Raw genomic sequence first — 20,725 nt, 5'->3', positions numbered from 1 at the left:
ATCGCCTGGGAACCCTGATACGGGGAATTCAACGTGGCACGTAAAACGCCAATCAGCAGGTATCGCAATATCGGTATCTGCGCCCACGTGGACGCGGGTAAAACCACAACCACGGAACGTGTTCTGTTCTACACCGGCCTGTCTCACAAGATAGGTGAAGTACACGATGGCGCCGCAACCATGGACTGGATGGAACAGGAGCAGGAGCGTGGTATTACCATCACCTCGGCTGCGACAACCTGTTTCTGGAAGGGTATGGATGCCCAGTTCCCCGATCACCGAATCAATATCATCGACACTCCCGGGCACGTGGACTTCACCATTGAAGTAGAGCGCTCCCTGCGGGTGCTCGATGGCGCTGTGGTGGTGCTGTGCGGTTCGTCCGGCGTGCAGCCCCAGACTGAAACTGTCTGGCGCCAGGCCAACAAGTACGAAGTGCCGCGCATGGTATTCGTCAACAAGATGGATCGCGCCGGCGCTGATTTCCGCATGGTTGTCGACCAGCTGAAAGAGCGCCTGGGAGCCGCCCCCGTGCCCCTGCAGATGACCATAGGCTCCGAGGACGAGTTCAGGGGCGTGGTCGACCTGATCAAGAACAAGGCCATTCTGTGGAATGAAGCCGACCAGGGCATGACGTTCGACTACGCTGAAGTGCCAGAGGACATGGTCGACGAAGTCAGTGAAATGCGCGAGTTTCTGGTCGAAAACGCCGCTGAAGCCAGCGACGAAACCATGGAAAAGTACCTCGAGGGTATCGAGCTCAGCGAGGAAGAAATCAAGGCCGGCATCCGCAAGCGCACCCTGGCCAATGAGATCGTCCCGGTGCTCGGCGGCTCCGCTTTCAAGAACAAGGGCGTGCAGGCCATGCTGGATGCGGTTATCGAATACATGCCGTCGCCCACCGAGGTGAAGGCCATTGATGGCCACCTGCTGGACAAGGACGAGACCCACGCCACCCGGGAAGCAGACGACGATGCTCCCTTTGCCGCGCTCGCCTTCAAGATCGCAACTGATCCGTTCGTTGGCACCCTGACCTTTTTCCGGGTGTACTCGGGCAGGCTGGAGTCCGGCACCGCAGTCTTCAATTCCGTCAAGGAGAAGAAGGAGCGCGTCGGCCGTATGGTACAGATGCACTCCAACAGCCGGGAAGAGATCAAGGAGGTCCTCGCAGGTGATATCGCTGCGGCGGTGGGCCTCAAGGATGTCACCACCGGTGACACCCTGTGCGACCCCGACAACCCCATTGTGCTGGAGCGCATGGAGTTCCCCGAACCGGTGATCTCCGTGGCCGTGGAGCCGCGTTCCAAGCCGGACCAGGAAAAAATGGGTGTTGCCCTCAGCAAGCTGGCCCAGGAAGACCCGTCCTTCCGGGTCAAGACTGATGAGGAAACCGGGCAGACGATTATTTCCGGCATGGGTGAACTGCACCTGGATATCCTGGTGGACCGGATGAAGCGCGAGTTCAGCGTGGAGGCCAATATCGGCAAGCCCCAGGTGGCCTATCGTGAGGCAATCCGCAACACGGCAGAGATTGAGGGCAAGTTTGTGCGCCAGTCCGGCGGCCGTGGACAGTACGGCCATGTCTGGATCAAGTTCGAGCCGGGTGAAGACGCTTCCGCCGAGGGTCTGGAATTCGTCAATGAGATCGTTGGCGGTGCCGTACCCCGGGAATACATCCCCGCGGTGCAAAAGGGTATCGAGGAACAGATGCAGAACGGTGTGCTCGCCGGTTACCCGCTGTTGGGATTGAAGGCCACCCTGTACGATGGCTCGTTCCACGATGTTGATTCCAACGAAATGGCGTTTAAAATTGCCGCCAGCATGGCCACCAAGAAGCTCGCCGAACAGGGCGGTGCCGTGCTGCTCGAGCCCATCATGTCGGTGGAAGTGGTCACCCCGGAAGAAAACATGGGTGACGTGGTTGGCGACCTCAACCGCCGCCGCGGCCTGATTGGCGGGATGGCTGAAAATCCTTCCGGCAAGGTGGTCACTGCCGAGGTTCCGCTGGCTGAGATGTTTGGCTATGCCACCGACCTGCGCAGCGCCACCCAGGGTCGAGCCACCTACACCATGGAGTTCTGCAAGTATGCCGAGGCACCGTCTGCGGTCGCCGAGGGCATTATCTCAAGGAACCGGTAACAGTTTTTAAAAAAGGGGTCAGAGCCCTTTTGTTTGCAAAGAGCGAGCTGGGCTCTGACCCCGAGCTAACGATAGAGGAGCCTGAAAATGGCAAAAGAAACATTCGAACGTACTAAGCCCCACGTCAACGTGGGTACCATTGGTCACGTTGACCACGGTAAAACTACCCTGACAGCGGCCCTGACGCGGGTGTGTGCTGAAGTATGGGGCGGTGAAGCGGTAGCCTTCGACGGCATCGACAACGCACCGGAAGAGCGTGAGCGCGGTATCACCATCGCGACCTCCCACGTTGAGTACGATTCTCCGAACCGTCACTACGCGCACGTTGACTGCCCCGGACACGCGGACTACGTGAAGAACATGATCACCGGTGCGGCGCAGATGGACGGCGCGATCCTGGTTTGTGGCGCCACCGACGGCCCCATGCCCCAGACTCGCGAGCACATTCTGCTGTCTCGCCAGGTAGGTGTGCCCTACATTGTGGTATTCCTGAACAAGGCAGACCTGCTGGCAGAAGATTGCGGCGGCGCCGATTCAGAAGAATACGAAGAGATGAAAGAGCTGGTTGAAATGGAGCTGCGTGAGCTGCTGGACCAGTACGAGTTCCCCGGCGACGACACGCCGATCATCTGCGGTTCCGCGCTGATGGCGCTGAACGGTGAAGACGACAACGAGCTGGGTACGACTGCGGTCAAGACCCTGGTTGAGACCCTGGACTCCTACATCCCTGAGCCCGAGCGTGCGATTGACCAGACCTTCCTGATGCCGGTTGAAGACGTATTCTCCATCTCCGGTCGCGGTACTGTGGTCACCGGTCGTGTAGAGCGTGGCATCATCAAGGTGGGTGAAGAGATCGAGATTGTGGGTATCCGTGACACCCAGACTACCACCTGTACTGGTGTGGAGATGTTCCGCAAGCTGCTGGACGAAGGTCGTGCGGGCGAGAACGTGGGCGTACTGCTGCGTGGTACCAAGCGTGACGATGTTGAGCGTGGTCAGGTACTGGCGAAGCCGGGTACGGTAAACCCGCACACCAAGTTCGAGGCAGAGGTTTACATTCTGTCGAAGGAAGAGGGTGGTCGTCACACGCCGTTCTTCAAGGGCTACCGTCCGCAGTTCTACTTCCGGACCACTGACGTGACCGGTGCCTGTGAGCTGCCTGAGGGTGTTGAGATGGTCATGCCTGGCGACAACGTACAGATGGTTGCCACGCTGATTGCCCCGATCGCCATGGAAGAAGGCCTGCGTTTCGCTATTCGCGAAGGTGGCCGTACCGTGGGTGCTGGTGTTGTAGCCAAGATCCTCGAGTAAGGGTCGCTGCGCGACCGGGGGTCAGGCCCGCAAAGCGACTCTGACCCCAAATCTCGACCAAGCCGAGCTGTGAAGTGCAGTTCGGCTCCAGAGCCCTGGCTCCAGCCAGAACCATTAAAAAGCCCGGCCCGAGTGCCGGGCTTTTTTGTGGGTGGGATTTGGGGGCGGAGATTTGGGGCAGAGATTTGGGGTCAGAGCCCGTTTCCGGAGATTTGGGGTCAGAGCCCGTTTCCGAAAAGCGCGGAAACGGGGTCTGACCCCGGGCGCGAAAAGTGCGGAAACGGGGTCTGACCCCGGACGCGGAAACGGGATTCGACCCGCCTCGCGAGGAAACGGGGTCTGACCCCGGGTGTGAAGCGCGCTGCTCAGGCAGTGGGGGGCGCTTTTTCTGTTGCCATCATTGCCACGAACAGCTCCGCCAGCTGCGGATCAAACTGGGTCCCCGCTCCCGAACGGATAAGTGCCAGCGCCTCATCGCGTGACATTGCCGGGCGCCAGGGGCGGTCGCAGGTGACGCTGTTCCAGGTGTCGATGATGGCGACCAGTCTTGCGCTGAGCGGAATATCGGCACCGCTTTTTCCGTCCGGATAGCCACTGCCGTCCCAGTGCTCGTGGTGGGACCTGGCGACCTCTTCGAGCACCGCCAGAAAACTGGCGGTGTCGGGGTCACTGCGCTCCAGTTCCTCCCCCAGCGCCGAGCGTGTCGCAGCGACGGCGAGAGCGCCCAGCTCGGCATGCTCCCTGATCCGCAGCCGGGACTCAGGGTCCAGTTCCCGCGAGCTTGCCAGTATTTCCCGCTCAACCTGCACCAGGCCGATATCCCTGTGCCGGGCTGCCCTGGCAATTATCTCAATGGCCTCCGACCCCAGCTGATCGCCGTACGCCGGCAAGGCGGCAGCCCGCCCGGCCAGTTTGCGGGTCAGCTCCGCGGCCCGGGGAGACGTATCGCCAAAATTGCCGTGTATAGGCCGTTCCAGAAAGGCGGCGAACTCGCCGGCAATCAATTGTGCGGCTTCCCGCAACCGCTGTGCTTCGACGATCTTTGCCTTCTCTTCCCGGTTGAGTTCGATAGCCGTACTGGCTATCAGGCTGCCGATGACGGCCGAGATCACCAGAAAGAAAGAAGAGGCATCGAACAGCAGGCCCTGGCTCAGGAACAGCAGATAGCCGAGTCCGATCAACAGCAGGTTGATTCCCAGGGTGATCCAGGCAGAAGCACGGGGCACCGCTCGGATGAACTGTGACAGCCTGGAATCGCGCCGTGGTATGTACCAGACCAATAACAGCCCCAGGGCGACGATGACGCTGGTTTCCAGCCATTTCATCCACCAGGGACGGACAATAAAGCGGCGGTCGAACAGTGTCTCCAGTACCTGGGCCTGGATTTCTATGCCCGGTACCAGCTCGCCCAGGGCGGTGGTGCGCATATCGTGTAGACCGGAACCGGTAAGGCCCAGCAGAACCAGCTTTCCGCCCAGCATATCCGGGTCGATGCTCCCATCGAGCACCGACGTGGCGGAGACATAGCGATGACGAGTGTCATCGATATGGGCAAAGTGCAGCCAGATATCACCGCCCGGCTGGGTAGGCACATCGAGGTCCGCGATGCCGACGCTGTCGATACCGTGTCCATCGACCTGCACCCGAACGGCCCGGTCACCGCTGGCAACACGCAGCATTTCCATGGCGAGCCCGGAAACCAGGGTGTCACCGATGGCCGAGACCAGCGGCACCCGACGGACCACGCCAAAGTCCAGGTCTACGCTGAGTATGGCCTGACCCCGGGCAGCGGCCTGTAACTCCGGCAGACTGGCGAGAACGGCAGGAAACTGCCGCACATGGGGCAGGGCGTCGCCACCGGCCACCTGCAGCGGATGACTGCGCATGCCGGCACTGGTGGTGTAGCTGGCATGATCAAAGCCTGCCGCTCCCAACACGGACGGCATATTGTGCAGGGAGCGGGCGAGGATGCTGTCATTGTCAGGCATTTCGCCCAGCGCGGATCGAACCGCTTGCGGGGTATCGGGGGGCAGATTACCGGCGATAATCGCCGGTGAGGTCTGGTCCGCTTCCGGCATGTACATATCGAGTCCAACAGCGGCGGGTTGGTACGCCGCGATAGCGTCGAGCAGCGCTGCCAGTTGCGAGCGCGGCCAGGGCCACTGGCCGAGATTGGCGAGGCTTTTTTCGTCGATGGCTACGATGGTCACCGGCTGTGACAGGGGCGTACGCGGATGGTACTTCTGGTAACCGTCAAACAGAAACTGGCGGGCTTTGGTGAAAGCACCGGTAACATTGCTGGTCAGCTCGGCGGCGCCGTCCAGGGGGAATTCCGAGATAACGCTGACAGATGAGGTCCACAGCAGGATCGCCAGCGCCGCCGGGCGCCCCTGACCGAACTGGAAAAGATAGCGGACCAGGTCCAGTACGGGGCGCATGAGTTATATTCAGCCTGTCGCGGCGATCAGCGGACGCGAATTTCTACCCGGCGATTGCGCGGTTCAGCGACACCATCGGCGGTGTCCACCCGCGGTTCGCGTTCACCGCGGCCGGTGGCTGCAATACTCGCTGCATCGATTCCCGCGGACTGGATCATTCGCTTGACCGACTCGGCCCGCTGGCGGGAAAGTGCATCGTTGTTCTCCAGGCTGCCAACGCGATCGGTGTGGCCGATGACGGTGATTTCCGCCGCAGGCACGGTGGTCAGGTATTTGCGGATTTCAGCGACTTCCGCGAGCGAACTGCGGGTCAGGGTATCGGCAGAGCCGGATTCGAAGGTCACGGTGAAGGAGCGGGGCGCGGCCGGGGTGGCCGCCAGCAGGGAGCCGAATTCGGCCTCCACTTCCGCTGCGCTGGTGCTGCCGGTTGCCAGCGCTCCGGATTCGTCAGCCTCGGCAGTCGCATAGGCGGTGTCCAGCGCTTGCTCACCGGCGTCACTGCTGACCACCAGCGACCCCACGCTGCCGTCCTCATCGGGTAACAGGATAATCGTATCGGTGATCGCGGGCGGTTCCGGTTGCGGCTGGGTCAGGAGGGCGGCGGCGATAACCAGCGCCGGTGGCAGCAGATAAATCAACATGGCTGTCCCCTGGCTAGTGGCCGGTCTTGATGATGAACCGGGTACCCCTGACCCCCAGGGTCACCGCCGAGGTGCTGAAACTGACATTGTCGGGGCTGGACTTGGCGAGCTTTCCGGAGATGACCGCCAGGGAGCCACGTGTTACCTTCGCATCCAGGCTGCCCCCGTGGGTGGTTGTATCAAACACGAAGCGGTTCAGTTCCAGGGTGCTGTCCGGACCCGCTGTCAGCCGGGTATCGTCCATCAGGGTGATGCCGACCGTGCCGTCGTGGCCGGTCTGGATGCTGTCACTGACCATGACCGTCTGCCCTGGATCGGCGGGCAACCGGGCGCCCTCCCTGACGATGTGAGCAGCGCCCTGGCTGGTTTTGATAGTCCCTGCGTGCTCACCGGCCAGGACTGCCTGGGTGAGGGTGAGAGCGATAATACAGGCAGCCAGGCGCATGGGCCGTTCTCCGAAAGCAGGTGAGTGCCGAAAATATTAGTACATATCGGCAATGCAGGCGAACCCGCCTTGCGGCTCAGGCCAGCAGTTTTTCGATGTCTTTCTCGATATCCTTCGGCTTGACCGTGGGCGCGTAGCGCTTGACCACATTGCCATCGGCGTCCACCAGGAACTTGGTGAAGTTCCACTTGATGCGCTGGGTACCCAGCGTGCCCGGCGCTTCCTTTTTCAGGTGCTTGAACAGGGGGTCGGCACCGGAGCCATTGACTTCGATCTTGCCGAACATGGGGAAGGAGACCCCGTAATTGAGCTGGCAGAACTCCTGAATTTCGTCATTGCTGCCCGGGTCCTGCTTGCCGAACTGGTTGCAGGGAAAGCCGAGCACTTCCAGGCCCTGGTCATGGTACTTCTCATAAAGTTTCTCGAGTCCTTCAAACTGGGGAGTAAAGCCACACTTGGACGCGGTGTTGACGATAAGCAGGACCTTGCCCTTGAAATCCTTCAGCGGGCGCTCTTTCCCCGCGGGGGTAGGGCAGGAGAAGTCGAATACGGAGTTGCTCATAGTGCCGATCTCTTTTCGGGTAATCCGGAGCCAGGCCATACCGCTCCCGGCGTTTGATTGAATGCTGGCCCATTTGGTGATGGAAGTAAACCGGGCTGCGCAGGTGGTACGTCCGCGGCCGTCCGGGAGATCACCGGCCCAGGGATATTTGCCAGGCCAGAAAAAAGGCCCCGGTCGACGAAGAGCGGGGCCCGGTATGTGAAGCGTTGGCGGTCAGGCAGCTTGTGCCTGCAAACGCATTTGTTCCATCAGCAGATTGAGGCGCTTGTGCTGCATTTTCAGCGAGTATTCCAGCTCCTTGAACTTGGTCCGCAGGGCAACGGAATCCCATTTTTGTTGCAGCTTGAGTTTCTTCTCGTTCAGGGCGCCGCCGATTTCCGCTTTCTTGGCTTCATAGCGCTGGGCCTGCAAAGTGGTCCAGGCGTTGATCGACTCGGTGAACAGCTGGTATTCACGTTCCAGGGTAGCGCGCAGGGACTCAGCGTCCTGTGAACACTCCAGTTGATCCCGGGCCCGTTGAAACTGGGTGTCCAGAATGGCGCGCTGGATCTTGAAGTCAGGCACCCTGACCAGGTTGCGCGCCAGGCCCACCCGGGAACAGGCGTTGATCAGCCACTTGGTGGGATCCCATTGCCACCAGCGGATGCCGTTACGGTAGTCGGTTTGGAAAATATGATGGTAGTTGTGGTAGCCCTCGCCATAGGTGAGGAAAGCGAGGAAACCGTTGTCCCGGGCGCTGTTCGATTCGGTATAGGGACGAGATCCCCAGAAGTGGGCCAGGGAGTTGATGAAGAAGGTCACGTGATGATTAACCACCAGGCGCAGCAGGCCCACCAGCAGCAGGGTGCCGATAATATCGCCGTGCCAGATGCCCAGCAGCAGGGGCAGGCCGACGTTCATCAGCACAGTGAGGGCCACGTAGTGCCTGTCCTGGAACATCACGATGGGGTCACGTTGCAGGTCACGGGCATTGCTGAAGTCCGGCTCGTTGGTATTGTACTCGCGCAGCATCCAGCCCATGTGGCTGAACCACAGGCCGCGGCCAGCCGAGTAGGGGTCTTGCTCGTTGTCGTCCACGTGACGGTGGTGGCGGCGGTGATCCGATGACCAGATCAGGATGCTGTTCTGCAGTGCGCCGGCGCCCCACAGGGCGTAAAACCATTTCAGGGCTGGATGGGCCTCATAGGCCCTGTGTGACCACAAGCGGTGGTAACCGCCGGTGATGGACAGGCCATTGAGGTACAGAAAAGCCAGGGCCCACAGCCACTGGGAGGCGTCATACCCGCTGTAAACACCCCAGGCGGGCACCAGAAAAAGCGCCGCAAGGGGCAGGCCCACGAAAATAGCCACATTGACCGGGTTCAGTGGCGGCTTTTGCTCGGTAGTGATCATGGCGTTGGCCGGGTCTCCTGCATGATGTCAAAAAGGTTGTTTATGGTAACTTTATTGCGGCTAAAAGTCCCCTTTGGGATAGCGGTGCAATAGTCGGTGTCCGTTTCAGTGCTGCCCTGCACACAGGGCACCAATCTGCAGTATGATGCCCGTCCCTGAAACCAGTCTGAACCGCTTAATGTCGAAACAGGCCGTATTCACCCGCGGACCCACCATGCGCCATGTGCTGGTGATGACCGGGGCCTCCGCAACCGGCCTGTTGACCATGTTCGGCGTGGACATGGTGGACATGTATTTCCTCACCCTGCTGGGTGAGCAGGAGCTCGCCGCTGCGGTGGGCTTCGCCGGTACCCTGATTTTCTTCCTCGTCGCGGTCAGTATCGGCCTGCAAATTTCCCTGGGCGCCCTGGTTGCCCGGTCCGAGGGCGCCGATCGACGCGATCTGGCCAGCCGTTATTGCACCAGCGGATTGTTGTTCAGCCTGGTTGCAGCCATCGGTATCTCCCTGCTGGGCTGGCTCTACCTCGAGGAATTGCTCCAGCTATTGGGCGCCCGTGGTATCACCCTGCAGTACGCCACCAGTTACGCGGGCATACTGTTGCCCAACATGCCGGTGCTGGTGTTGGGGATGAGCGCCGCGGCCGGAGTCCGCGCCCTGGGTGATGCACGCCGTTCCATGTGGGCTACGGTCACCGGGTCGGTGGTCAATGGCGTACTGGACCCCATCTTTATCTTCGTCCTGGACTGGGGGTTGGAAGGGGCTGCCTGGGCCTCGGTCGTTGCCCGCATGGTGGTGCTGGCGGTCGCCTGGCATGCCATTTACGTGGTTCACCGCCTGCCCTGCCGTATCACCCGCCAGCAATTTTTCGCCGATTTACGGCCGTTGCTGAAAATAGCCACGCCGGCAGTGCTCACTAACCTGGCGACGCCCATTGGTGGCAGCTTTGTGTTGCGTATCATGTCCCAGTTTGGTGACAGCGCCGTGGCTGGCGCGGCGATTATGGGCCGTATTACACCGGTTGCCTTCTGTGCCATTTTTGCCCTTTCGAGCGCGGTAGGTCCCATTGTCGGCCAGAATGCGGGCGCCGGTCTTTACGGCAGGGTTCGCTCTACCCTGCGCGACGCCATGATATTCAATGTCGCTTATGTGATGCTGGTCTGGCTGTTACTGTGGCACCTGGGCGATACCATCGTCAGCGCATTCTCGGCCTCGGATCAGGCCGCCGAGCTGATTCTTTTCTACTGTCATTTCCTGGTTGCCGCATTCATTTTCAATGGCGCCCTGTTTGTGGCCAACGCCAGCTTTAACAACCTGCACCACCCCCACTGGGCTACCGGATTCAATTTCGGCCGGGCGCTGCTGGGTACCATTCCCTTCGTCTATTTCGGTGCCCACTGGTACGGGGCCAAGGGCGTATTGGCCGGGGAGGCCCTGGGAGCATTGGTCTTCGGTACGCTGGCAGTGGTAGCTGCCTTTTACCTGACTCGCCGCCTGGAAGCGGAACACGTGGCTTTGCCGGTGCCATCCTCTCCCGAGGGGCTGGAGACCGAGCGTCAGGCCCCGCTTTAGGGTGCTGACTTGCGGTAGTCGTCCAGCGCCCTGTGCAGCCATTCGCCAGAAGCCAGGGTCTGTCCATCGCAGGTCACGGTGTACTTGCGTCCGGTCCAGGAACTCTCAGTCGCCAGACGGTCAATAAAGTGCTCTGTCGTGTCCACATACTTGCCGCCACGGCGGTATTTCAGGCGCAGGTGGTCTGCGGCGTCGGCGGAGTCGTGGTCACTGCCGTTGCGATGAAAGGTACAGCCACTACTCTCGACATAAGCGAGCAGATACTGCACTTCGCGGTCGGTCCTGTCGTCGGCTGTTGCGCCGGCGGACAGCAGCAGGGAAAGGGCGAAGAGTGCTATTCGAGTCATGGCATTGCTCACATAAGCAGTTTCAGTCGCGCCCTCAGCGCATTGTGATCGGAACTGGTCACCGGTATCACCTCAGTGTGTTCCGGGGCCAGGCCCCGCACATAGATGTGGTCCAGCGGTCGGCCGAAGACCGTGGTGCGCAGGTCCGGGTCAAACGCCAGTGGCTCCAGTCCGTGCTGTGACAGGACCTGGTCTACCAGCTGTTGCCGCGCATCACTCCAGGTATTGAAATCACCGGCGAGGATTGCCGGGCCGCGATGGTTGAGCAGCAACTCGACCAGCGGCCGCAGTTGCGCCTGCAGGTCTTCGACCCCGAAGGTGAAGTTGACCGCGTGCAGGTTGATGGCCAGCAGCCGGTCATCGCGACCCTGTAGCGGATGTTCGGTGACCGCGGCGGCCTTGGGGGTGCCCAGCCAGGGCTCGGTGCTGTTGAAATTGCACTGCATGGTGGGGGCATGTCGGCTCAGGGTCATCACCCCGCTGTTCACGCTGGCGGTGGTGTAACCCTGGGAAAATGACTGGAACAGCGGGCCCCGGGGGTCGAACTCGCCCAGCTGGGCCTGCAGCGCAGCCTCCTGGATAAAGGCCAGGTGGGTATCGCTGCCGAGTTCCATCAGGTCCGCCATCCATCCGTCGTTGCTGGCCTTCTGGATATTCCAGCTGAGAATATTCACCGAATCTGACAATACCTGCCCCTTGGCTACGGGCAGGGTGCCGAGATAGGCGGCACAGTCCCTGGCCTGCTCGGCGAGCAGCGGTGTGCTGGCCTTGCCGGAAGCCACAAAGGTCATGCTCGCGACCAGGCTGATGACAGCCAGGCGGCACAGGGATCGTTTCTGGATGGACTTGTTCACGACACCTATTCTGGCAGGAGCTGCAGCCTGATGACATGGCCGATAACGCCACTATCACCCTTTTTTGGCGCCCAGGGCCAAGGCCCGGCCGGGTGAGATGGCAATAACCGCCGGATCGGGTCAGAGCTTCTCCAGGAAGGTCTGGTATTCCAGCGTGGTGATGCGGCGCCGAAACTCCTCGATCTCCTGCTCCTTGCTGAGAGTGAAGATACGCTGCATTTCGCTGCCCAGGGCGTTGCGAATGAAATCGGACTCCTTGAACAGTCGAACCGCGTCGGGCATGTACACCGGCAGTGTGGCCTCTTCCTGTTCGTAGCCGTCGCCGCTGATCGGCTCACCGGGTGACAGGTTCTCATTGATGCCCTCGATTATGCAGGACAGGATGACCGCGAACAGCAGGTAGGGATTGGCGTCTGCCCCCGCGACCCGGTGTTCCAGGCGCCGCGATACCGGATTGCTGGCGGGCACCCGGATGGCCACCGTGCGATTCTCATACCCCCAACTGGGGAAAGTGGGTGCATGGCAGCCCTTCTGGAATCGACGGTAGGCGTTGTAAGTGGGGGCGAAGACAGCCACCGACTCTGCCATATAGGTGAGACAGCCACCTATGGCCTGTTGCAGCAGCGGTGTGCCCTTGTCGCTGCCGTCGTCGAAAATATTGATTCCCTTGTCGTCCAGTACGCTGCAGTGTACGTGCATGCCATTGCCGGCCTCCGTTTCGAAGGGCTTGGCCATGAAGCTGGCGATCAGTCCATGTTTCGCTGCGACGCCCTTGATCAGGCGTTTCATCATGATGATCTGGCGTGCGGCCCTGACCGGGTCGTCCACGTGCTGCATGTTGATCTCGTACTGGGAGGGTGCGGACTCCTTGACTACGCCGTCGAAGGGGAGGTCCTGGATTTCGCAGGCGACCCGCAGGTCTTCCATCATCTGCCGGTGGTGGTTGAGGACATCGAGGCCGTAGGTGTTGCCCCCGACGGGGCCGCTGCCTGCCGGGGACGGGCAGGTATGGGCGGGAATGTCCCGGTCCCAGGTGACCAGGCTGAACTCCAGCTCCGCCGCTACCACCGGGCGCCAGCCGGCTTCCTCGAAGCGTTTTACCACCTGCTTCAACACGTGTTGTGGGTCGCCGAGGTAGGCTGCACCGTCGCCGTCGTACATGGAGAGCATGATCTGGCCGTGTTGGCCGTCAGCGGACCAGGGGGTGGGGAGTAAAGAGCCTTCCACGGGCAGGCAGATACCATCGGCGTCGCCGGTGGCAAATACCAGTTCCTCCACGTCCCGGCCCCAGATGTCGAGGCTGAGCGCAGTTTTGGGGAGCTTCAGCTCACCGTCAAAAATCTTTCCCAGCTTGTGCCGGGGCACCCACTTGCCGCGCATGACCCCGTTGCAATCGGGGAGCAGTGCTTCAATGGTGGTGATTTCCGGATGCGCTCGCAGGAACCAATCGGCTTCTACCGACATGCTGCCTATCCATGACTTTGTAAGTGGCTACTATCAGTTTTTGGGGTCCGCTTGGCAATGCCCCCGATGGGGCAGCAAACAGTTGATATCAATGGCAAATTCAGCACTAGCGTGGCGACATGTAAACCGAGAGAGGGTCTGCTCCCGCGGCCTGCCCAAGACAGGACATGGAGTTGAGAAACAGTGAAAACAGGTCGGTCTGGGAGGACACATCCAGCTTGCGGTAAATACTCTTGCGGTGACGGCGCACGGTTTCAACCGCGATTTTCAGCCGGGAAGCGGACGTGTCGGTGCCATAGCCGCGCAGCATCAGTTCCAGCACGTCTTTTTCCCGGGGTGACAACAGGGACTCACCGAAGGTGCGGAACGCCAGGTCGATCTGATGGTCAATGCCCGGCTGGATGAGGTTGGTAATGGCGAAGTCATCGTGTTCGGTGTGGGACTTGAGCAGCTCGGAGACCGGTTCAGCGAGCAGATAGAGGGTTTCGTACTCTTCCTCGCTGAAGGAGCCGTGTTGAGGCAGGCGCATCATGCTCAGGTTGATGACGTTACCGCCGTGTAACCGGGCCAGGTAGACCGCCTCATCCACGGTGCCCGTATCGGAGTAATACTCGCGGTAGTAGTCGGTTTGTTCCAGCTTGCCCATGGTAACGCGCTCCAGCCGGTACAGCTTCGACCTGGGCTGGTTCATGGATGTCTGGTAAAAAGGGTCTTCCCGGTACGGGCCCTCCAGGTACTGGTCGACCTGGGCCTCAAAGGCCGAGGGAGGGATCTGGTGGTAGAGCACACGCGGCGGCAGGTCTTTGTGGTACAGCCACACCTGGGGAAAGTCGATGCGTACCTGGCCATTGATCGCCTCAATGATTGCGGGGAAGAAGTCATCCCGACCCAGAGCGCCGATGGCACGCGAGATGTCGCGATTCCACATGCTGAGTTGGTTAATGCTGTTCATATTGTCTTATGATGTTGCCGCCCCATCCCCTTGCCCCATATTGGGCAGAGTGCCCGGGGATGTCAATCCACATGGACGAGCCGAGCTGTTAAACCAGCCGGGCCTTTGAGGGCGCCCGATACTGCAGACGATCGTTCTTTCTATATAATGGCCAGCCAGCAGAGGGAGGAGTCATTTTGTCCGGCAGCCACGCGACCGCCAAATGGTACAACGAGAGTGTTCCCGTGGAGTTTACCCGGGCACTGCTGGCACAGGCGCAGGCCCACGGGAAAGATGTGGATGCGATGTTGCGCGCGGCACGGTTCCCTTTTGATCCCCTGCGCCAGCGCGCCCAGACCACCTGTGTTTCCCCTGAGCAGTACAGTCGCCTGTGTGTTGAACTGGTGCGCACCCTGAATGACGAGTCGGCCGGTGTGATGCCCGATGTCCAGACACCGGTGGGCACGACCCGGCTCATCCTGCTCACTATGCTCAACAGTTCCAACCTGGCGGCGGCCATGCGCAGGTCGATAGAGTTCAATGCCGCCTGCCGGGTGCGCCAGGGGGTGGAGATTTCCAATCAGCTGGAGATTGATGCCAGTGGCAAGCTCGCGACCCTGAGCTACCTGTGCAGCGATGATCTCCCCGAAGTGCAGCACAGCGTATTGTGTAACCTGGCCATGTGGATGCGCTTCGCCGGCTGGCTTATCGGCCAGCACATCGATATCAGCGAGGCCCGTTGTGCGGGACCGGAGCCTGCATTCACTGCCGGTATCCGCCATTTTTTCCCCTGTCCGGTGAAGTATGGGCAGGCGGTTAATTCGGTGACATTCAGCGCCCGTCTGCTGGAGGCAGAGCTGGTGCGCGACGAGGCGGAGCTAAGCGAATTCCTGAAGCTGGCGCCTTACCACGTGATTATCGAGCCCAAGGCCAGCACCCTGAGCGTCACCCAGCGGATCCGCAATATCCTCGGCAGCGATTTTCGCACCGAAATGCCCAGTTTCGAGGAGCTGACCGGGCTGCTCAATATGTCGGCCCGGACCCTGCGCCGGCGGCTGGAGAAAGAAGGCACCTCCTACCAGCGAATCAAGGATAATGCCCGCCGGGACGCGGCTATCAGCCTGCTCAGCCGTGACGGTTTAACGGTGAGTGAAGTGGCCGAGCGGGTAGGCTTTTCTGACCCGTCGGCCTTTCATCGCTCCTTCAAGAAGTGGACGGGGCTGTCGCCCGGCTCATACCGCTAACAGCGGGCCTAGTCCTTCCAGTTCAGGGGCTTCGTACGCCAGCGATCGCGCCAGGCCCGATAGACCTTGTCCGAATAAACCCGGCGCCCGACAGAGCCATTGTACCGGGCCAGGGCGCGGTGCAGGTGGCCGTTCTCCCGCTGCAGGTAAAACTGCAGGATACGGCAGCCGTAGGCGAAATTGGTTTTGTTGACTGTCAGGTTGTCATCGGGCCGGCCGATCTCATCTTTCCAGAACGGCATGACCTGCATCATCCCCTGGGCGCCCACCCGGGAGATGGCGAAGCGGTCGAAGTGACTTTCCACCTCGATAACTGACAGTACCAGCTCCGGGGGCAGGTCGGCCCGGGACGCCGCCGAGTGGATGTCCTGCAGCAGTTCCAGCCGGTGTTTTGGGTCCTCAATAAAGCGCTCCAGGCGAGCGGACATGTCCACCAGCCAGACCTCGGCATCGTAGCGGTCCTCGAAGCTGTCGGCGTCGGAGATGGTGGCTTCGAGGAAGCTGCGCAGTTCCTCCCGTTCGGCCTCGTCCGCCGGTTGGGCCAGCACCGGCAGGGCCAGTGACAGGTAAATGAGGGCGGTAATCAGCGCCTGCACTGCGGTCAGTCCTGCAACTGCTCCCGCAGGAAGGTGACGATCTCTTCCCTGGGAACAAGCCTGGAGTCCGCGTCCCGGCGACCCTTGTATTCGATGTTGCCCTCAGCCAGCGCCCGGTCACCGATAACAATGCGGTGGGGGATGCCGGTCAGTTCCATATCGGCAAACTTGACCCCGGGGCGTTCATTGCGGTCGTCCAGCAACACATCGATGCCAGCGGATTTCAGCTGCTGGTAAAGTTCCTCGGCGCAGCTGGCCACCGCTTCGGACTTCTGCATGTTCAAGGGCACCATGGCGAGTTGGAAGGGGGCCATGGCCGGCGGCCAGATAATGCCCTTGTCGTCGTGATTCTGTTCGATGGCGGCGGCCACCACACGGCTGACGCCGATCCCGTAACAGCCCATGGTCATGGTGACGCTCTTGCCGTTCTCGTCCAGGACGCTGGCCTTCATGGCTTCGCTGTACTTGCAGCCAAGCTGGAAAATGTGGCCCACCTCGATACCGCGCTTGATCAGCAGTTTGCCGTGACCGTCGGGGCTGGGGTCACCCTCGACCACGTCGCGAATGTCCTCGATGCTGCCCGGTGTGCAGTCCCGTTCCCAGTTGACACCAGTGAGGTGGTACTCGTCCCGGTTGGCGCCACAGGTAAAATCAGCCAGGGCGGCGGCGCTGCGATCGACAATAACCTCGATATCAAGGCCGACAGGGCCCAGTGAACCGAATCCGGCCCCCAGTGCCTTGCGCACCTCGGCTTCCTCGGCCAGTTGCAGTGGTGAGGCAATTGCCGCCAGTTTCTCGGCCTTGATGGTGTTGAGCTGATGGTCGCCGCGCAGCACCAGGGCGACCAGCTGGCCTTCCTCACCATGGGCGATCAGTGTCTTGACCGTGGTGGCCGGGTCTATCGACAGGAATTTGGCCAGGTCGTCGATAGTCCTGACCCCGGGGGTGGCCAGCTCGGCCATATCTGCTCCCGGGGCTGGGCGCTCGCCCGCCGGGGCGATGGCCTCTGCCATCTCGACGTTGGCGGCGTAGTCGCTGCTGTCAGAAAAGGCGATATCGTCTTCACCGGAGTTTGCCAGTACGTGAAACTCGTGGGAGGCGCTGCCGCCGATGCTGCCGGTGTCGGCAATCACCGGGCGGAAGTCCAGCCCCAGGCGGGTGAAAATATGGGTATAGGCCTGGTGCATGTCCTGGTAGGTGGCCTCCAGCGAGGCCTGGTCCACATGAAAGGAGTAGGCGTCTTTCATGAGGAACTCGCGGGAGCGCATGATGCCGAAACGAGGCCTGATTTCGTCGCGCACCTTGGTCTGTATCTGGTACAGGTTGAGTGGCAGCTGTTTATAGCTCTTGATTTCATTGCGAACCAGCTCGGTGACCACCTCTTCGTGGGTGGGGCCGAGACAGAAATCCCGCTGGTGTCGGTCCTGGATACGCAGCAGTTCGGGGCCGTATTGTTCCCAGCGTCCGGACTCCTGCCACAGCTCCGCAGGCTGCACCACCGGCATGCTCACTTCCTGTGCCCCGGCCGCGTCCATTTCTTCGCGGACCACGTTTTCGACCTTGCGCAGTACCCGCAGTCCCAGTGGTAGCCAGGTATATAGTCCTGCCGCCAGTTTGCGAATCAAGCCGGCCCGTAACATTAACTGGTGACTGATGACCTCGGCGTCAGCGGGGGTCTCTTTCTGGGTGGCGATGAGGAAATTACTGGTGCGCATGATGGCAACTATATCCGGGAATTGATTCAGGGCGCCTATTCTAGAGCCGATACTCCCGGGGGTAAACGCCACTTATCTGCCTCATTTTGGCACTTTGAACAGACCAAATGCGCCGCGAGACTTAAAAAATAGGGGTTTTTCGACTATGGGCCCCGAAAAACGCTTGTATTACAGGGTTTCATGGATTAATACTATGCACGTGGCGTGCGAGCCGCCGAACGAGTGGGGACGCGGAGCGCTGGGACACATCCGATTCATTTTCACTATTAGGGAAGGTCGAAAATAACATGGCGACTAAAAAAGCAGCAGCGAAGAAAAAGGCTCCAGCCAAGAAGAAGGCTCCAGCCAAGAAAAAAGCACCCGCCAAGAAGAAGGTAGCAGCGAAAAAGGCAGCTCCCGCCAAGAAGGCAGCCGCTATTCGGGACAAGATGACCAAGAGCCAGATTGTTGCCAGCCTCGCTGAAAGCACCGATCTGAGCAAGAAACAGGTCAATGCGGTTCTTGATGAGCTGAACACACTGATCGAGCGCAGCATCAAGAAGCGCGCTGTTGGCGAGTTCACTATCCCTGGTGTGATGAAAATCACCACTGTGAAGAAGCCCGCCCGCAAGGCGCGCAAGGGTATCAACCCCTTCACCGGTGAAGAAACCGTGTTCAAGGCGAAGCCTGCCAGCATTGCTGTCAAGATTCGTCCACTGAAGAAGCTGAAGGAATACGCCGCTTCCTGAGCGCCGTGACCTGATCAGTCGTCCCGTCGCGCTATCGGGGCGGCTGATCGCCAGCTTTCTTTTTAAGCACCGCAAGGTGCCGGGGCTTTTTGCCCTCTAAATATCACCCTCCGCCGAGCTTGGACTCTCCCCTCGCTTGGGTTAAAATCCGCGCCTCGATTTTTTCTCTCTACAACTGATTTCAGGTGGGTTAAGTCATGCCGATCTACGAATACCAGTGCCAGAAATGTGGCAAAGAGATGGAGGCCCTGCAGAAGATCAGCGACGCCCCTCTCACCGATTGTCCCGAATGTGGCGCGCCTGAGCTGCGGAAGAAGGTCTCAGCTGCTGCTTTTCGCCTCAAGGGCGGCGGCTGGTATGAGACGGATTTCAAGACCGGCAACAAGAAGAACCTGCACGGTGCTTCCGACTCTGCCTCTGGCTCAGCCCCCTCCAGCGACAAGTCTGCTCCCGCTGGCGGCACCGAGAGTACCAAGTCCGCCTGAGCCCTGGCCCCGGCGGCCATCCAGTCATTGATACGGAAACATGCTATGCGCACTCACTATTGTGGCGTCCTGACTACCGCCAACATCGACGAGACGGTCACCCTCTGCGGATGGGTTGATCGCCGCCGGGATCACGGTGGAGTCATCTTCCTGGACATGCGGGACCGGGAGGGCATCGTCCAGGTGGTGTTCGACCCCGATACAGAGGAGCACTTCGAGCGAGCCGATAAGGTTCGCAGCGAGTACGTGCTGAAAATTACCGGGCGGGTGCGCGCCCGTGGTGAGGGTACCGTGAATCCCGCCATGGCCACCGGCGAAATCGAGGTGCTGGGCAAGGAACTGGAAATACTCAATACCGCCGCCACACCGCCCTTTCAGCTGGATGAGCACACCGCTGTCGGTGAAGAGGTGCGCCTCAAGTACCGCTACATGGACCTGCGCCGGCAGGAAATGCAGCAGCGGCTGATTACCCGCTCGAAAATCACCTCTGCCATTCGCAATTTTCTTGATAATGAAGGGTTCCTGGATATTGAAACCCCGATCCTGACCCGCGCCACCCCGGAAGGCGCCCGCGACTACCTGGTACCCAGTCGCACCCACCCGGGGCAGTTCTTTGCCTTGCCCCAGTCCCCCCAGCTGTTCAAGCAATTGCTGATGGTGTCCGGCTTCGACCGCTACTATCAGGTGGCCAAGTGTTTCCGCGACGAGGACTTGCGGGCCGACCGACAGCCGGAATTCACCCAGATAGATATCGAGACCGCGTTCCTTGATGAAGCGGAAATCATGTCGATTACCGAGCGTATGGTGCGGGAGCTGTTCAAGACCACGCTCGATGTGGAGCTACCCGAGTTCCCCCACATGCCCTACGCAGAGGCCATGGAGCGTTACGGTTCTGACAAGCCGGACCTGCGTATCGACATGGAACTGATTAGCGTCGACGATCTGATGCAGCAGGTGGATTTCAAGGTGTTCCGCGGCCCGGCCGATGATGAAGATGGCCGTGTGGCCGCGCTGAGGGTTCCGGGCGGCGCCACGATCAGTCGCAAGGAGATCGATGATTACACCAAGTATGTGTCCATTTTCGGGGCCCGCGGCCTGGCCTGGATCAAGGTCAACGACCTGGCAGCCGGTGTCGAGGGACTGCAGTCACCGATTCTCAAGTTTATGCCCGAGGCCGTGGTTAGCGAGATGATGCAGCGCCTGGATGCTGCCGATGGCGATATCATTTTCTTCGGCGCCGACAAGGCCAGGGTAGTCAACGAATCCCTGGGGGCCTTGCGTATCAAGGTCGCGGAAGACCAGGGTATGGTCGGCGACGGATGGGCGCCCCTCTGGGTGGTGGATTTCCCCATGTTCGAGGACGACGGTAACGGCGGCCTGACCCCGTTGCACCATCCCTTCACCGCACCGTCCTGTTCGGTCGAGGCGCTGGAGGCCAACCCCTCCCAGGCCCTGTCCCGTGCCTATGACATGGTGCTCAATGGTTGCGAACTGGGTGGCGGCAGCGTGCGTATCCATCAGCGCGATATGCAGGAAGCGGTGTTCCGCATCCTCGGTATTTCCGAGGAGGAGGCCAATGAAAAGTTCGGCTTCCTGCTCCAGGCCCTGCAATATGGTGCGCCGCCCCATGGTGGTCTCGCCTTCGGCCTGGACCGGATCGTCATGTTGATGACCGACTCGGCATCCATCCGTGATGTGATCGCCTTCCCCAAAACGCAAACGGCGCACTGTGTGATGACCGATGCCCCGGGCGACGTCAACGCGCAGCAGTTGCGCGAATTGAATATACGCCTGCGCCAGAGCAAGGAAGAGCCGAAAGCCGGGTAATTCGTCGGTTTGAGTAGATAAAGAGGAAAGCAGGGC

18 protein-coding genes are annotated in these 20,725 nt (G+C 60.4%); 7 read left to right on the top strand and 11 right to left on the bottom strand.

Features of this window, described 5'->3' with window-relative positions; all coding sequences use genetic code 11:
• Positions 1-33 precede the first annotated feature (33 nt).
• Together fusA and tuf are read left to right on the top strand one after the other, a co-directional pair.
• Positions 34-2,139 carry an elongation factor G gene (gene fusA, locus E2F43_RS14160; RefSeq protein ID WP_133213770.1) on the top strand — a complete coding sequence of 702 codons (2,106 nt, stop codon included), beginning with the start codon at positions 34-36 and terminating at the stop codon, positions 2,137-2,139.
• Positions 2,140-2,226: 87 nt separating this feature from the next.
• Entirely contained in the window at positions 2,227-3,450 is a 1,224-nt protein-coding gene (tuf, locus tag E2F43_RS14155) for an elongation factor Tu (protein WP_133213768.1), read from the top strand.
• A 365-nt stretch (positions 3,451-3,815) separates the two neighbouring features.
• Here tuf and E2F43_RS14150 read toward each other — a convergent pair whose 3' ends face one another.
• From E2F43_RS14150 to E2F43_RS14130, 5 genes are all read right to left on the bottom strand, one after another.
• Complete coding sequence (locus tag E2F43_RS14150; protein ID WP_165954324.1) at positions 3,816-5,888, bottom strand: CHASE2 domain-containing protein; 2,073 nt, start codon at positions 5,886-5,888, stop codon at positions 3,816-3,818.
• A 26-nt stretch (positions 5,889-5,914) separates the two neighbouring features.
• Positions 5,915-6,529: an OmpA family protein gene (locus E2F43_RS14145; RefSeq protein ID WP_133213766.1), complete on the bottom strand. Its 615-nt coding sequence runs from the start codon at positions 6,527-6,529 to the stop codon at positions 5,915-5,917.
• Positions 6,530-6,542: 13 nt separating this feature from the next.
• Positions 6,543-6,974, bottom strand: a complete 432-nt coding sequence (locus E2F43_RS14140) for a FecR domain-containing protein (RefSeq protein ID WP_133213764.1) — start codon at positions 6,972-6,974, stop codon at positions 6,543-6,545.
• Positions 6,975-7,050: 76 nt separating this feature from the next.
• Positions 7,051-7,536 carry a glutathione peroxidase gene (locus tag E2F43_RS14135; protein ID WP_133213762.1) on the bottom strand — a complete coding sequence of 162 codons (486 nt, stop codon included), beginning with the start codon at positions 7,534-7,536 and terminating at the stop codon, positions 7,051-7,053.
• A 213-nt stretch (positions 7,537-7,749) separates the two neighbouring features.
• Positions 7,750-8,928 carry a fatty acid desaturase gene (locus E2F43_RS14130; RefSeq protein ID WP_133213760.1) on the bottom strand — a complete coding sequence of 393 codons (1,179 nt, stop codon included), beginning with the start codon at positions 8,926-8,928 and terminating at the stop codon, positions 7,750-7,752.
• A gap of 178 nt (positions 8,929-9,106) precedes the next feature.
• On the opposite strand from E2F43_RS14130, the gene E2F43_RS14125 reads away from it, so the two are divergent.
• Positions 9,107-10,498 (top strand): MATE family efflux transporter, encoded by a 1,392-nt coding sequence (locus E2F43_RS14125; RefSeq protein ID WP_133213758.1) that lies wholly within the window; start codon positions 9,107-9,109, stop codon positions 10,496-10,498.
• On the opposite strand, the gene E2F43_RS14120 is transcribed toward E2F43_RS14125, so the two are convergent.
• The 4 genes from E2F43_RS14120 to E2F43_RS14105 form a co-directional block, all read right to left on the bottom strand.
• Complete coding sequence (locus tag E2F43_RS14120; RefSeq protein ID WP_165954323.1) at positions 10,495-10,845, bottom strand: DUF5329 family protein; 351 nt, start codon at positions 10,843-10,845, stop codon at positions 10,495-10,497. The genes E2F43_RS14125 and E2F43_RS14120 overlap by 4 nt on opposite strands.
• A gap of 8 nt (positions 10,846-10,853) precedes the next feature.
• Positions 10,854-11,699, bottom strand: coding sequence for an endonuclease/exonuclease/phosphatase family protein (locus tag E2F43_RS14115; protein WP_133213756.1), 846 nt, complete (start codon positions 11,697-11,699; stop codon positions 10,854-10,856).
• A 120-nt stretch (positions 11,700-11,819) separates the two neighbouring features.
• Entirely contained in the window at positions 11,820-13,163 is a 1,344-nt protein-coding gene (locus E2F43_RS14110) for a glutamine synthetase family protein (protein WP_133213754.1), read from the bottom strand.
• Positions 13,164-13,269: 106 nt separating this feature from the next.
• Entirely contained in the window at positions 13,270-14,115 is an 846-nt protein-coding gene (locus tag E2F43_RS14105; RefSeq protein WP_133213752.1) for a response regulator transcription factor, read from the bottom strand.
• A gap of 176 nt (positions 14,116-14,291) precedes the next feature.
• Here E2F43_RS14105 and E2F43_RS14100 point away from each other — a divergent pair, with 176 nt between their 5' ends.
• Positions 14,292-15,338, top strand: a complete 1,047-nt coding sequence (locus E2F43_RS14100; RefSeq protein WP_133213750.1) for an AraC family transcriptional regulator — start codon at positions 14,292-14,294, stop codon at positions 15,336-15,338.
• A gap of 8 nt (positions 15,339-15,346) precedes the next feature.
• Here the strand turns inward: E2F43_RS14100 and E2F43_RS14095 are convergent, their stop codons facing one another.
• Together E2F43_RS14095 and E2F43_RS14090 are read right to left on the bottom strand one after the other, a co-directional pair.
• Positions 15,347-15,934: a lytic transglycosylase domain-containing protein gene (locus E2F43_RS14095; protein WP_133213748.1), complete on the bottom strand. Its 588-nt coding sequence runs from the start codon at positions 15,932-15,934 to the stop codon at positions 15,347-15,349.
• 5 nt (positions 15,935-15,939) lie between these two features.
• The gene (locus tag E2F43_RS14090; protein ID WP_133213746.1) at positions 15,940-17,649 is read right to left on the bottom strand and encodes a proline--tRNA ligase; all 1,710 of its coding nucleotides are present in this window, start codon (positions 17,647-17,649) and stop codon (positions 15,940-15,942) included.
• 287 nt (positions 17,650-17,936) lie between these two features.
• Between E2F43_RS14090 and E2F43_RS14085 the strand changes: the two genes are divergently transcribed.
• From E2F43_RS14085 to aspS, 3 genes are all read left to right on the top strand, one after another.
• Positions 17,937-18,377: an HU family DNA-binding protein gene (locus E2F43_RS14085; protein ID WP_133213744.1), complete on the top strand. Its 441-nt coding sequence runs from the start codon at positions 17,937-17,939 to the stop codon at positions 18,375-18,377.
• Between the two features lie 197 nt (positions 18,378-18,574).
• Complete coding sequence (locus E2F43_RS14080; RefSeq protein WP_133213742.1) at positions 18,575-18,862, top strand: FmdB family zinc ribbon protein; 288 nt, start codon at positions 18,575-18,577, stop codon at positions 18,860-18,862.
• A gap of 45 nt (positions 18,863-18,907) precedes the next feature.
• Positions 18,908-20,689 (top strand): aspartate--tRNA ligase, encoded by a 1,782-nt coding sequence (gene aspS / locus E2F43_RS14075; protein ID WP_133213740.1) that lies wholly within the window; start codon positions 18,908-18,910, stop codon positions 20,687-20,689.
• Positions 20,690-20,725: the final 36 nt, after the last annotated feature.

Origin of the sequence: Seongchinamella unica (assembly GCF_004354085.1) — a bacterium.
In the GTDB taxonomy this organism is placed as follows: domain Bacteria; phylum Pseudomonadota; class Gammaproteobacteria; order Pseudomonadales; family Halieaceae; genus Halioglobus; species Halioglobus unicus.
Note: the sequence above shows the minus strand (reverse complement) of the source record. Positions and strands in the feature narration are given on the sequence as shown.

What these genes read in the sequence shown, in the direction of transcription:
- E2F43_RS14105 (WP_133213752.1), bottom strand. Translation starts at nt 14,115, where the DNA reads ATGAACAGCATTAACCAACTCAGCATGTGGAATCGCGACATCTCGCGT.
- E2F43_RS14135 (WP_133213762.1), bottom strand. Translation starts at nt 7,536, where the DNA reads ATGAGCAACTCCGTATTCGACTTCTCCTGCCCTACCCCCGCGGGGAAA.
- E2F43_RS14125 (WP_133213758.1), top strand. Translation starts at nt 9,107, where the DNA reads ATGTCGAAACAGGCCGTATTCACCCGCGGACCCACCATGCGCCATGTG.
- E2F43_RS14110 (WP_133213754.1), bottom strand. Translation starts at nt 13,163, where the DNA reads ATGTCGGTAGAAGCCGATTGGTTCCTGCGAGCGCATCCGGAAATCACC.
- E2F43_RS14145 (WP_133213766.1), bottom strand. Translation starts at nt 6,529, where the DNA reads ATGTTGATTTATCTGCTGCCACCGGCGCTGGTTATCGCCGCCGCCCTC.
- E2F43_RS14090 (WP_133213746.1), bottom strand. Translation starts at nt 17,649, where the DNA reads ATGCGCACCAGTAATTTCCTCATCGCCACCCAGAAAGAGACCCCCGCT.
- E2F43_RS14130 (WP_133213760.1), bottom strand. Translation starts at nt 8,928, where the DNA reads ATGATCACTACCGAGCAAAAGCCGCCACTGAACCCGGTCAATGTGGCT.
- tuf (WP_133213768.1), top strand. Translation starts at nt 2,227, where the DNA reads ATGGCAAAAGAAACATTCGAACGTACTAAGCCCCACGTCAACGTGGGT.
- E2F43_RS14120 (WP_165954323.1), bottom strand. Translation starts at nt 10,845, where the DNA reads ATGACTCGAATAGCACTCTTCGCCCTTTCCCTGCTGCTGTCCGCCGGC.
- E2F43_RS14080 (WP_133213742.1), top strand. Translation starts at nt 18,575, where the DNA reads ATGCCGATCTACGAATACCAGTGCCAGAAATGTGGCAAAGAGATGGAG.
- E2F43_RS14140 (WP_133213764.1), bottom strand. Translation starts at nt 6,974, where the DNA reads ATGCGCCTGGCTGCCTGTATTATCGCTCTCACCCTCACCCAGGCAGTC.
- aspS (WP_133213740.1), top strand. Translation starts at nt 18,908, where the DNA reads ATGCGCACTCACTATTGTGGCGTCCTGACTACCGCCAACATCGACGAG.
- E2F43_RS14085 (WP_133213744.1), top strand. Translation starts at nt 17,937, where the DNA reads ATGGCGACTAAAAAAGCAGCAGCGAAGAAAAAGGCTCCAGCCAAGAAG.
- E2F43_RS14150 (WP_165954324.1), bottom strand. Translation starts at nt 5,888, where the DNA reads ATGCGCCCCGTACTGGACCTGGTCCGCTATCTTTTCCAGTTCGGTCAG.